The 12,208-nt window shown below is 74.1% G+C and carries 8 protein-coding genes; 4 read left to right on the plus strand and 4 right to left on the minus strand.

Features of this window, described 5'->3' with window-relative positions; translation table 11 throughout:
• Positions 1-126: 126 nt before the first annotated feature.
• The 3 genes from ACFYZ8_RS34540 to ACFYZ8_RS34550 all read right to left on the minus strand — a co-directional run bounded on the left by ACFYZ8_RS34540 (position 127) and on the right by ACFYZ8_RS34550 (position 3,708).
• Positions 127-840, minus strand: coding sequence for a hypothetical protein (locus tag ACFYZ8_RS34540; protein WP_389050757.1), 714 nt, complete (start codon positions 838-840; stop codon positions 127-129).
• Positions 841-910: 70 nt separating this feature from the next.
• Complete coding sequence (locus ACFYZ8_RS34545; protein ID WP_389050759.1) at positions 911-2,449, minus strand: AAA family ATPase; 1,539 nt, start codon at positions 2,447-2,449, stop codon at positions 911-913.
• 380 nt (positions 2,450-2,829) lie between these two features.
• The gene (locus ACFYZ8_RS34550; RefSeq protein ID WP_389050761.1) at positions 2,830-3,708 is read right to left on the minus strand and encodes a hypothetical protein; all 879 of its coding nucleotides are present in this window, start codon (positions 3,706-3,708) and stop codon (positions 2,830-2,832) included.
• Between the two features lie 546 nt (positions 3,709-4,254).
• Between ACFYZ8_RS34550 and ACFYZ8_RS34555 the strand changes: the two genes are divergently transcribed.
• The 3 genes from ACFYZ8_RS34555 to ACFYZ8_RS34565 all read left to right on the plus strand — a co-directional run bounded on the left by ACFYZ8_RS34555 (position 4,255) and on the right by ACFYZ8_RS34565 (position 7,708).
• On the plus strand, positions 4,255-5,601 hold the full coding sequence (locus tag ACFYZ8_RS34555; RefSeq protein WP_389050763.1) for a hypothetical protein: 1,347 nt from the start codon (positions 4,255-4,257) through the stop codon (positions 5,599-5,601).
• 219 nt (positions 5,602-5,820) lie between these two features.
• Positions 5,821-6,789 (plus strand): transcriptional regulator, encoded by a 969-nt coding sequence (locus ACFYZ8_RS34560; protein WP_389050765.1) that lies wholly within the window; start codon positions 5,821-5,823, stop codon positions 6,787-6,789.
• Between the two features lie 154 nt (positions 6,790-6,943).
• On the plus strand, positions 6,944-7,708 hold the full coding sequence (locus ACFYZ8_RS34565; protein ID WP_389050767.1) for a hypothetical protein: 765 nt from the start codon (positions 6,944-6,946) through the stop codon (positions 7,706-7,708).
• A gap of 1,180 nt (positions 7,709-8,888) precedes the next feature.
• Here ACFYZ8_RS34565 and ACFYZ8_RS34570 read toward each other — a convergent pair.
• A complete protein-coding gene (locus ACFYZ8_RS34570) occupies positions 8,889-10,196 on the minus strand; it encodes a hypothetical protein (RefSeq protein ID WP_389050769.1) in 1,308 nt (435 codons plus the stop codon).
• Positions 10,197-10,323: 127 nt separating this feature from the next.
• On the opposite strand from ACFYZ8_RS34570, the gene ACFYZ8_RS34575 reads away from it, so the two are divergent.
• Complete coding sequence (locus ACFYZ8_RS34575; RefSeq protein ID WP_389050771.1) at positions 10,324-10,593, plus strand: hypothetical protein; 270 nt, start codon at positions 10,324-10,326, stop codon at positions 10,591-10,593.
• Positions 10,594-12,208 lie beyond the last annotated feature (1,615 nt).

The following is a 12,208-nucleotide window of genomic DNA, read 5'->3' on the forward strand; positions in this document are numbered from 1 at the left end:
TCTGCAGCGGGCACGGGACACAGCCGGCGCAGGGCGGAATCGTTCCGAACTCGCCGCGTACACCCGGACGGGGGCGGGCCCGAGGGCTGACGGCGACCTCCGTACAGGCGTGGCTGCGTGGTCCGCCTACGCCGGGCGGCCGGGGATGATCATCGGTTGGGTCGCGCTGACGCGGCGGATCAGCATCGTCAGCTCGTCGGGCGACGGGGTCATCACTCCGGTCCGGTGCTGCATGAGCACGAGCTTGGCCATACCCGTCAGGGACCGCGTGACCGGCGGCCCAGGATGCGGGCCGGCGGCGGTGGGGCCAGGATGCGGGCCGGCGGCGGTGGGGTCGGCGTGCACGAGCCGCCAGGCAACGGGCGCCCGGCCCAGGATCTGGATCTCGGTCGAGATCAGGTGGAGCATCCCGCCCGCGGTGGCGCGGTCCATGACCTGCAGGTCCTCATTCTGTGCGAGCGAGAACGAGACGGTGCCGTCCGGCCGCACGAGACCGAGCACCGCGGTGTCCGCTACGGCGTCCTCCCAGACACCGCCGCTTCCCGCCGGGATCACCCGGGCGGCGTCGCGGAGCGCCTGGCAGGCGGCGGCAAGCGGCCTCTGACGCGAGAACAGCCGCCACAGCAGCGGGAACAGCACCGCGCCGGCGACGGCCATGACCACGGACAGCACCGCTGCCGTCCCGTCCGTCCGCTCCACAGCGCCCAGGACCAGCCACAGCACGATCACGGCCCACGCCGACGTGCCCAGCAGCAGGAACAGGCCCATGCGAACCAGTTGCCCGGCGAAGTCCCGGGCACGCGGCGGGCGGCTCATCGCCTCGCCCAGGTCATGAGACATCCCCCCGCCGCAGCGGCCGGCGGCGGTGTGTCCGCACGGTCCGGTGAACGCCTCGCCGGCAGATGCCGCCTCACCGTGCAGCACCGGGACGGACGCCCTGGCCACCGGGAGCGGTGCCGGGTGTACGGCTGCCCCAGAGGGTTTCGGCGATCCGCTCGAACGCCGTACGGGCGGGCTGCTGTTCCCGGAGGTCCTCCTCGCCGGCGATGTACGGGACGGCCGGGGCCAGTACCGGGAGCATGGTGTGCAGCCCGTCGAGGTAGTCCTGCGCGCGGGCGCCTGGCTGCTCCCGTGCGCCGAGCACGACGATCCCCGCGCATCCTGCGGCCGGGAACGGCGCGAACATGCCCTCGAAGTCGCCCGGGGCCAGCCGCCAGCGCACCTTCCAGCGGTTCGCGCGCATCACCGCCAGCCACCTTGCGTCCCAACCTGCGGGAAGCCGTTGGCCGTTCGCGCCGGTGATCTCGTCGGCCAGGATCTGCCACGGGTCGGGGCGGTGCCACACGCTCGCGACGCCGATCCAGTGGTCGGCCGCCTCGGCGATGATCCTCTGCTCCAAGGGGCCGGAGTCGAGGAGGACGACGTCGTGCAGCGGCTCACGGGCCAGTTGGCGCACCAGTTCCGTGTCCGGCGCCCCGCCGGTCACCGCGCTCTCCACCCGGACTCCGTCCGGAAGGCCGCCGGTGAACGCCCGCCGCACAGGGCCCGCAGGGTCGGCGTCGACCACCAGGACTTGAAGGCCCCGGGCGGCGAGCGCCCGCGCGAGCCCGACGGCCGTGCGGGTACGCCCCACTCCGCCGCGCCCCCGCCCGTTCGCGGCGTGGCCCCCGACCACGGCCAGCACCAGCGCCCGGTCCACCGGCCGCTTCAGGGACCGCACCGGCCCGGTACGGGCGGCTGCCGGCCGCACCGCGGCGCCGCTGGCGGCGAGGAACTGCCGGAAATCTTCCAGGGAGGGAACGTCACCGTCGTCGCCGATAAGGGAGACCGCCGGCAGATCGCGGAAGGCGAGCAGGCGGCGCAGCACCCGGCTGCGCGCCGTCACGTCCCCCAGCCCCGCCTCGTACGCCGCCAGCTGCTCGCGCTCGGCGGACGTCCACGTCGTCGAGGAGCGCATCGGGTTGCCGTCCCGGTCCAGCGCGGTGACCCACTGCCGTGCCTCGGCGGCGTCGTCGGCGGGCAGCTGCAGCAGGACGCTGGCGGCACTGTCCGGCCGGTAGAGGACGACCCGGTTCTTGGGCAGGTTGCGGCACCGCAGTCCCGGGATCCCAGAGACGGACAGATCCTCGACGTCGGAGCCAGCGTCGGGCTCGGGGAGCAGCAGATCGAGCACCCCTTCCCACAGGCCGTCGGTCAGGTGCAGGACCAGGGAGGCGTGCGAGGGCCGGACCCGGGTCATGCCGTACACGGCACCGTCGAGAGGGTGGTGGCCGCGGTCGAAGGCGTCATGGAGTTCGGTGAGGATCGCGGCCTCGAGCGCGGCCTGCTCCGGGTGTCCGGCATCCGGGACGCCGTCGGGGCCGGCAAGGTCCAGCCTGGCCTGGGCGTGGGTTTCACCGGTCAGCCGAGCGCGCGTCCGGGCGCGCCCGGTTCCGAGGGGAGCTGCCATCAGGGCACCTTTCGCACACTGCCCGGCCAGTGTCGAAGGGTGAAGACATGCGGAAATCCCCATCACACGGACCGGTGCCCGCTTTGGCGATTCCCCCCCGCCGTGCCGGGTGGCGGAGGATCGTCCGGGACCCTTGTCCGGCCCGGCTGCCACGCTATCAGCGCGCCGGACCGGACAGAGCCGGGATACCGATTGCGGGCGCGGTCCCAGCGGTGTCGGGTGCGGGTGGAGGCCTTCGGGTGGGCGTGGTCGTCGGCGGGTTGTCCTGGGACTGCCGCCGTCCGGGGCCCGGCCCTCGCCGTGCTCCGGTCTGGGCGGGGTTGTGCGGGCCTGATACGGCCCGGTCGCCCGTGCTGCTCCCGTCGGGGCCGCGCGGGCCGTTACTCGCGCGGCGGCGCGTGCGTGCCGGTGTTCTGCCCGATCCCGAGGGCCTGGGTGACCTCGTCGAGGACCTCGGGGGCGATGGGTGGCCTGGTGGCATTGGCCGGCCAGTCCAGATCGACGAAGACCGGTGTGTAGGGGGCCGGGTGCGGCTCGTTGCCGGGCAGGTCGAACAGGAGGGGCCGTTGCCCGCTCGTTGCGGCGAGGAGCCGGGCGAGGTCACCGGCGTCCGTGCGGGTTTTGCCCGTGCCTCCGGGCCGGATGTGCTGCTCGTCCAGGAGCCGCCGCGCGAGGTCCTCCAGGTCCGGGGTCCGGCCGGGCCGGTCCGAGGCGGGCTGCGCGTCCGGGGCGATCATGCCCGCCTGCTGGGCCAGGGCGAGCGCCACGGCCGCCGACAGTCCACGGGTCGAGGTCTTGCCCATGCCGGGGCGGCGGTAGTGTCCGGCGGCGAAGTTGTGCTCGGTGATGCGCCGTACGGCCTCCAGGTCGGGGCGCGCGGGGAGCGGGGCGGTCAGGGCGCGGGCCTGGTCGGCGGTCATGCCGGTGGCCGCGGCAAGGGCCCGGACAGTGTGGTCGGGCAGCGGGCCGGCGGCGAGGTGGTCGAGACGCTCGGTGGCGGAGGCGCCGGGCTGAAGGCCGAGGAGTTCCATGGCCCGGTGCCGCTGGACACCCACCGCCGCGGCGACGCGCTGGATGTAGCCCTCCAGCCGTTCGGCGGGGCGGGGCAGCGGAGCGGCAGGGATCCGGGCCGGGAGACCGGGCTGCCGGCCGGAGCGGGCGGCGACAGCGGCGCGGGCCTGGTCCAGGGTGATGCCGGGGTGCGCCCGCTTGTACGCCTTCACGGCGCGGTCGTGTTCCCGGTCGCGGCGGTTGGTCATGGGCGTCTCACGTCCTCATTCCGGCCTGCTGCCCCACACGCGCCGGCCGTCCAGGAGGAGGGCATGACGAAACCGTTCGCGCGAGTCACAGACGTCTGCGGTCCCCGTCGGCGGTGTGGGCGTCGAGGTGGTGGTGGACCGGGCGCGGCGCGGTTGCCCTGTGGTGCACCGTCATCGTAGCGGGGGCCTCGGACACCCCAGGGGGAGCAGCGCAGGTGTCCGGGTGGCTCCACCAGGACATCAGGACCCGGATGGCTCGGCTGGTCTCGGGCGAGCCGTCCCCCGGCCGCAGCTGCCGTATGGCTGTTCCGGACCATACGACACCCGCCCCGCCATACCCCGCCGGGGCCAACGGCCCCGGCCCCGCACCCGACACCCGCGGGCCCCGTCAGGGGCCCGTCCTGCGCTCCCGTCGACGCCCCGACAGGGGCGGGCCCCAGCCGGCCAACGGCCGGCCTTTTGTCGAGGGACCGGCCAGTACGGCCCTGTGCCGGCCCTTTTCGTCTGTGATCTTCTGGTAGGTCACGGCAGGCGATAGGGGGAGGCGTGTTCCGAGCGCGGATCAAGGACAGCGGGCGGGAGGTCTTCGCCGCGCAGATCGGCGACAAGCCGGCCTGGTACACGGACAAGCAGCCGCTGATCTGCTCGAAGTGCAACGCGGGTGTGCACGGCAAGGGCACCTACGTGAAGCGCAACGGGGCCAGCTACCGCGCGCACTTCGCCCTCAACCCCAGGACGAGCCACGAAGAGGCCTGTCCGTTCAACCCGGTCGAGTTCATCGCCTCGATCGCCCGGGGAGCCAAGGACCTGGCGCACGTCGAGGACGGCGTGCTGAAGCTGACCCTCCCGGGTGACGTGGAGGACCTGGCGCCGCCACCGCAGCAGGCGAACCCGCACCTGCCGCCGCACGCGGTGACCGCCCAGAGCATCGACACGGTGGCGCCGCTGCTGCCGCCGCTGCTGAACTGCGCCGCGAAAATCGCCCAGTTCCTGCAGCTGAACGCCTTCGACGACACGGTCGTGAAGCGGTTCAAGGTGCAGCCCCACGGCCACAAGGGCACGATCCCGTGGGGACGGTTCTGCTACGGGCCGGCCGCCGCCGCTTACGGGGAACTGGTACGGCGCCTGGACCCGGACGGCCCCGGGCGCGCCCCTTCCCATCCCGTCGCCGTCTACGGAACGGTCCAGCGCGTTCACCAGGACCGCAAGGGCCGGCCGTTCGTGTTCCTCGCCGACCACACCGACCTGGACGGCCAGGAGTTCGAGGTGGTGCTGCGCTCCATGCACCCCACCCTGATCGAGCCGCTCACGGTCGGCACCCACGTCCTGGCCGTCGGCGCCTGGGGCACCTTCCCCGACGGCCGCGTGCCCCAGCTGCGCCTGTTCGCCGAGGAGGCGTGGCAGATCGCGTACTGGCACACCGACGAGGACACCGGGTCGGCGACCCAGCCGGTCAGCCCGCCCGCCGTGACCGCGCGCCAGCGCGCCACCGAACGGCACGCGCGAGGCCCTTCCCAGCGGGCGTCCCGTCCCACGAGGGCCGGCCAGCGTCCCGCCGCGCCCACGCGTCGCACCACACCACCACCCCCCGTGCCGCCCGCACCGCCGGTCGCGCCCGCACCGCCTCGGCCCGCGCTGCCGGCCGAAGCTCCCGACGTTGCGCAGCGCGGACCGCAACCCCGCGCGCCGCTCGCACCCTCCACCGCTGCGCCGCGAACGCCGCCGCCCGCGCCCGACGACGTGCTGTCTGCCGGCTCACCGGCCGAGCAGCCGGCCATCCCGCCCCGGCCGGCCCACCCGCCGCTGCCGACGTCCCCGCCACCACCCCCAACCAGCCGCTGGGGCAAGGGGCTTTCGGGATGGCTCGGGCGTCGCAGGAAACGCCGCAGCTGACGGCCTTCAGCGCCGTCTCGGGCCCGTCCGATCGCCGCCCGGCGCCGTCCTGGTGCCCGCGCTCTCCTCGCCCTGCCCTCGTCCGCCGCGGGTCTTGCGGCTGCCCGCCGGGGGCGTACGCGGCGGGCGGTGTGCGCCCTGTCGCGCCCGTGGGGCCGGCCGTACCGTCGTGACGGTGTCCCGGCATCCGGCCGGGCGCGAGGGGGAAGGCGGGGCGGGATGCAGCGGCGCAGCGTGCTCGGCGCGGGGGCGGTCCTGGGCGCCGCGGTCGTCGTACGTCCGACGCCCGTGTGGGCGGCCGCCGAGGGCCCGGCGGCGGTCTCCAACACCGATCTCGCCGCGGCCCGCGCGCTGTTCGCGGCCGGCGCCTACGACCGGCTCGGCCGGCTGCTGCCGCTGCTCTTGGACGCCGCCGGGCACGAGGTCCGGCAGGGCCCGGCCGACGCCGCCCGGGCCGCCGGGGTGTGGACGCTGGCCTCCCAGCTGGCCGTCAAGCAGGGCCGCACCGCGGCCGCCGGCGCCTACGCGGGCCTGGCCGGCGCCGCGGCCCGCCGCTGCGGGAACGCCGTGGTGCTCGCCGCGGCCGCCCGCGCGGCCGCGACCCCGCTGCGCCGCACCGGCCGCACCCGCCAGGCCCTGGATCTTCTGCAGGAGGCGCACGACCACCTGACGGCCTTCCGGCGGCCCACGCCGGCCGCCCTGGACGCGGCCGGCATGGTGGCGCTCACCGCCGCCTACACCGCCGCCCAGGCCCACCGGCCCGCGCTGGCCGAGGAGTTCGCGGACGAGGCCGAGGACACGGCCCTGCGGCTCGCCCGTCACCCGCACGCCGACAGCCGGCCGCCCCAGCTGTCGGCCGGCCAGTGCGCCCTGTACCGGATCGGGATCCACCGCCACCTCGGCCACGTCGACACCGCCCTCGCCCACGCCCGCCGCCTTGAGGCCACGCAGCTGCCGACCGCCGAGCGCCGCGCCCGCGCCGCCACCGACACCGCCCGCACCCTGATCGACGCCGGCGACATGGCCGGCGCGTTCGCCCAGCTGCGCCTGGTCGAGCTCGCCGCGCCCGCCGAGGCCCGCCGCCCCTCGGTACGCGCGCTGACCGCCCGGATCGCCGAGCACCGGCCGGATCTTGCGGGCCTGGCCGCCTACGCCCGCCGCACGGGGGCGAACACACCGGGCCAGTAGGGGAGTTGCATAAGGCATCCCCGTCGTACGCGGGCCCGGCGGCACAGGGCTGTGACGGCTGCGCGTGCCGGTTGTCCGCCGTGCAGGAGCTGGGCACCGGCGCCCCGGAGGCCGCGCGCCGTTACGGCTGCGCGTGCGGGTCGTTGTGCCCGTTATGGCTGTTCGTGAGGGTCCTCGCACCTGTGCCGTATGCGCCGCCGATCTGCCCGGTGCGTCCGGCGGCCCGGCATACCTCGTCTCCGGCGCGGTGCGCCGGGGCCGGCGCTGGGTCGGCGGCCGGCTACTGGTCTGCGCGCGCTGTTACGGCGAGGGCGGCCCTGACCCGGTCACCGGGCTGTCGCGCCCGGATGCCGCACGGCGGACAGCGCGGGTGCGGTGGGTGGACCTGATCGGCCGGGGCGAGGTGATGGCGCCGACGCCGTGCGTGGCCTGCGGGCTGCTGGTGGTGCGGCGGGCGGAGAAGCTGCTGGCGGGGGTGACGTGTTCGAGGGCGTGCCGGACATCTCTCACGCGGATCCGTAACGGCGGCAAGGGATCGGGCCGGCCGTGCGGCGCGTGCGGCACGCCCGTTACGGCTGGGCGTGCGGATTCCTCGTACTGCGGGCCGCCGTGCCGGCAGAAGGCCTACCGGCGCCGCTCCGCCTCCCGCCCGGCATCGCATGTCCCGGACCCGGTGGCCGAGTTGACCAAGGCCATGGCGCCCTTCGTGGCCGGGAACGCCGAGGGACTGTCCCAGTCCCTCTACAAGGCCCTGTACCGGCTGCAGACCGCGCACCGCGACGGCCCCCAGGGGCAGGAGACGGCCCTGGCCCGCCTCACGGCCATGGATCCCTGCCGCCTCAAGATCCCGGACACGGCCGACGGCCGCCGGCTGCGCGCCGCCCTCCGGTCGGCCCACAACTGGCACACGCAGCCGTAACGGCGGACCTCGATGATCACTCAACCGGTGGAGCGGTCCGCCCGCTGGTGCTTCCCGCCGGGCGAGGGTGCCGGGCGGGCCACCGGCAGCCCGCCCAGGAACGAACACCCCAACAGACATGGGGAGTTGCGGGGACACCGTCCAAGGGACACGGTCGCGCTGACGCCCTTCCCGCAGCCGGGCTGCTGAATATTGCAATGCTCAACGCCGAGCAGTGAGCCGTGACATGACGGGCCGCCGGCGTCCCGGGCGCCCGCTCCGCCGAATCCGCCGCCGGTCCCCGTCGACGGGGTGGTGCCCGGTGAGCCGCCGCGCCCGGGCGTACGCGCTCCAGCGCTCAGATCTCGCCATGATCCGCTCCGCACGCCCCTGCGCTCACAGGTCGCACACATTCAGCCGACACCAACACAGCAGCGACCACCGAAATACGACACAGGGAATTTCCCCCATCACGATTATTCGAGCCCATCCCTTCGGAATTCCCAAGCGGATTGCCTGCCCGTTTTTTTAGGGATTCAGTGGTGGGGCGCGGCGGAGTGCGAGGACCGGGCCGGGGAGGGGAGGGGAGGGGAGGCAGCGCCGGGGGGCGTCGAGCCCCTTCCGGGCGAACGTACGTGTGTCACCGCATCGTGCGCTCGGGCCGAGGACTGAGTCTGGGGTGGTGATGCCAACCTGTGGAGTCTGCGGCAGCCACGAGTGCCGTGAGTGTTTTCCCGTGCCGCCGCCGCGGGACACCGTGTGCGGACAGTGCGGTCGGATGAAGTGCGCCGACTGCACGATGTGCGGCTGCGCCACGCAGTGCATCAGCTGCGAGGGCCCAGTGAGCAAGGCACGGTCGGTTCACCCGGGTGACCCGGACATGCCCTGCTGGTGTGCGTGTGTGTGCTCAGCGCTGGTGATGGAGCGGCCTGTCTTCCAGGAGTGATGGCGTCGCGCCCTTCGGCTCCCAGGTTCTGGCCCGGCTGAGCAGCCGGGCGGCCGGCTTTCCGCGCCGGGCCCGTCGTACGGCGTGGCCGACTCCGGGCCGGCGGCGTCCTCCTGCAGGGGGAGACGGGGACGAAGGAGCGGTCAGCAGCCGGGGTGCCGGTCCCACGGCTGGGTGTCCGCGTACCCGCGCCGTCCGCTGCCGGCAGGCTGCGTCGCCGGCGGTGCGTGCGCGACCACGGAGCCGGGCCCCCGCTCATCGCCGGTCATCAGCGATCCCTTCCGCGTCCGGCTGCTGGTCCTGCTCCGGCATGCGGCCGGCGCCCTGTGGAGCGGCGGCGGCCCCTGCTGCTCCGGACCGTCCGCCGGCCGCGCCACCGTCGCCGGCCCCGTCCGCCACCGTCTCCTCCTGGTGGGCGTCGGCGCCGGACCGCGCGCGTGCGCCGAGCTGGTGGATGTGGTCGATCCAGGCCCGCATGTACGCCTCGGCTCCGCCCTGTTCGTCGCCGGGCAGCCGCAGCAACCCACGCCCCGTGGCGGCCTGGTCGGCGAGCAGCGTCTCGAACCAGGCGGCGAGGGCGGCCATTTCGAGCGCCAGGCACATAGCGAGGACGTGCGGGATGCCGGACGGGTTGATCATCATGGGCACCATCTGAGCCATGACCAGCGCGAACCCGGAGGCCTCGATGTGGGCCCGCAGGCGGGTGAGGGCGGGGTTGTCGGGCATGCCGAGGCCGTGCATCAGGTACAGGCCGCCGATGCCGGCGAGCAGCTGCGCCGTACGGCGTGCGGCGGCCATCTCCTGTTCGCCGGCCGCCGACAGGCGGGCGAGCGGGTCCACCGAGCCGGCCGGGATCCAGCCCTGCAGCGTGCCCTCTTCCTCCGCCTGCCGCGCCGCGGCGGCGACCGGTCCCCAGTCCAGGTGGGGCATGAGGGCGGCGAGCGCGTCGACGAGGACGGTGCCGCCGACTTCGCCGGCGCCCATACCGGCGGCCGCGGCCAGGCTCACCGCCCCGCGCCGCCGGCGGCGATCCTCACCGCGCTCCAGCTCGGCGCCGGGGTCCTCGAGCACCCGCCGCATCTCCTCCGCATCCGGCGGCCCGCCCGGGCCCCGTCCCACCACCCGCCCGGCCTGGGCGTAGAAGGCCTCCTCCGCCTCGTCCCCGCCGCCGGCCGCGGCCCGGGCGGCCTTGACCAGGCGCTGCGCCGCCGAGCGGCTCATCGCCCACACCAGCGCCTCGTGCACGGCCGGCCACGGCGGCTCCGGCACCGCCAGCTGCCCGGGCAGCGCCGGCTGTCCGGCCTCGGCGTACCAGGCGATCACCGTCCAGCGCAGGTCCCGCCCCGGCCGCGCGTGCCGGGCGAGCACGGCGGCGACGGCGACGGTGTCCTCGCCGAGCACGGACACCGAGCCGCGCCCGCGCCCCAGCCACGCCCGTGCATGGGCCGGCAGCAGCCCCGCCCCACGCCACCGCTCCAGCTGCGCCGCCGACACCGCCAGGCCGAGCGCCGCCAGACGCTCGATCAGCTCCTGATCCGCCCCACTGGGCTCTCCTCGTGCCACCCGCACGACTTTAGAACCCCGCGAGGTACCCGGAAACCGCTCGCCACACGTCCGCTGAACTGGGCAAACACCAGGGCCCCAACGGGGCCCGGACACCACCCACGCCCCGAAAAGGAGCCGCTCGCGCATGCCCGCCCGCCGACGTCCCCGCACCCCCAACCCCCGGCCCGTCCGCACCACCACCACGGCGGCGGCCACCGTGCTCCTCCTCGCCCCCACCGCGGCCGGCCGCACGGCCCTGGCCTACGCCGGCGCCGCCCTGCTGCTGCTCCTGGCCCTCACCGCCGTCCTCGCCCTCGGCGCCGCCTACGCCCCGCGCCCGGCCCACCGCACCGCCGCCCGCCGCACCCTGACCCTCCTGCTGCGCCTCGCCCCCTGGTATCCCGACCGCCCATAAAGAGAAATGCGCCCAGCGGGCGCATCCGACAGAAAACAACCAGCCCCGCCACCCGCCCCCAGGGACCGCCCAAGAACGAAAAACACCGACATCCGCGCCCGCCCCCAGGAACCAAAAGAAGCCCCTTAGAAAAGGCAGACAGACCACATTCAAACAATTCTCCCTCGCCCGCCGACCGGACCCGCTTTCCAGCCCTCACTCAAGCCGAGAAGAGACGAAAAGAAGCGACCCGTCCAGCCGAAAAGACGAACTGAAAGAGACCGCCTATTCGGCGCACCCAGGAAACCCTCACCACCCCGGCCCAGCGACACCACCCGGCAGCGAATCAGACCCGGCCGCACAGCCCATACCACGCGCGCCGCCTATTTCCTGCCGGCCCGGTCTGCCGCCGGACCCGAGCACGCACCAGCCCGGCGCAGCGACATGTTCTTCGCATCCGGTGCCAGCTGCGCACGGCCGCCGGGCCTCGCCACGCTTCCGGAACCAAGACACCGTCGGCCTCCCCCCTTCAGGGCCCCGCAGCGCGGGGATACACAGCCCGCCCCGACACAGGCTGACCCCAGCGCGCCCGAAACCCCGGGCCGCGCCCCGCCCTGCTGCCCGCCGAGGAGACCCTGACGCCCCCGGCACGTCACCACCTGGTCGTGCCCGTCACCGACGGCGCAGAGCTGGTCTTCGCCCACGCCCAGGGCAACGGCCTCCACGTCTGCACGCGGCCTCATCCGCCCCGTCGACGAGCGCCCCAGGATCCGAGGCGCCGCCCCGCTGTACGGGAGAAGCATCCTGGTCCCCCTGCACACCAGCAGCCCCTGGCAACGGGGCCGCCCCCGAGCTGCTGTTCAGCCGCACCAAGGCCGGCAACAGCAAGAGCGCCGACTACTTCGCCACCGGCCTGCCCCAGCTCCCCACAGACACCGAACCCGACCCAGCCCCACGACACCCACCGCGGTCATCCCCACGCGAACAAGCCGAGCACCTCACCCAGTACCTCCACCACACCCCCTGACGCGCCGTAAGGCGCCCCCCAGAGACCCGACAGAGCGGGGGAGAGGAGAAGAAGGCCACGCAACAGACCGTCACCCCAAGCACCGGCCCCCACCCCCACCCACCCCCTGGCCAACGGCCAGGAACACCCCCACCCAGCCGAACATCCGAATATTGCAATCCTCAACACCCCACCGCCACGCCCCACCCCACCAGGCCCGACAGGGCCCCAACACCCCCACCCACCAACCAACCTGACACCCCCACACCTCACCCCCCATCACCCCACCACCACCCAGGCCCGACAGGGCCCACCCCACCCACAAACCACCTGAACCAGACGACACCCCACAACTCCCCGCCACCGGCGGGGAGTTGCCACCTAACACAAAACCCAAAACAAAGGGCCCCGACAGGGGCCCAACCAAAAACCCAAAAACAACCCACACAAAAACCGAGCAGAAAACCAAACCAAAAACAACCCAGAATTTCCCAACGGGAAATTCCACGCCCAAACCAAGGCCCCCAACGGGGGCCGACATAAACCACCCAAGAATTCCCCAACGGGGAATTCCAGGGGGCATTTATTGGGCCGAAAGGCCCAATATAAAGCGCTTTAGCGCTTCCGCCC

Origin of the sequence: Streptomyces sp. NPDC001668 (assembly GCF_042893155.1) — a bacterium.
Taxonomy (GTDB): Bacteria; Actinomycetota; Actinomycetes; order Streptomycetales; family Streptomycetaceae; genus Streptomyces.

Excerpts from the sequence above, each read along its gene's own strand:
- ACFYZ8_RS34550 (WP_389050761.1), bottom strand. The coding sequence starts at position 3,708 with ATGACCAACCGCCGCGACCGGGAACACGACCGCGCCGTGAAGGCGTAC.
- ACFYZ8_RS34540 (WP_389050757.1), bottom strand. The coding sequence starts at position 840 with ATGTCTCATGACCTGGGCGAGGCGATGAGCCGCCCGCCGCGTGCCCGG.
- ACFYZ8_RS34560 (WP_389050765.1), top strand. The coding sequence starts at position 5,821 with ATGCAGCGGCGCAGCGTGCTCGGCGCGGGGGCGGTCCTGGGCGCCGCG.
- ACFYZ8_RS34545 (WP_389050759.1), bottom strand. The coding sequence starts at position 2,449 with ATGGCAGCTCCCCTCGGAACCGGGCGCGCCCGGACGCGCGCTCGGCTG.
- ACFYZ8_RS34565 (WP_389050767.1), top strand. The coding sequence starts at position 6,944 with ATGGCTGTTCGTGAGGGTCCTCGCACCTGTGCCGTATGCGCCGCCGAT.
- ACFYZ8_RS34575 (WP_389050771.1), top strand. The coding sequence starts at position 10,324 with ATGCCCGCCCGCCGACGTCCCCGCACCCCCAACCCCCGGCCCGTCCGC.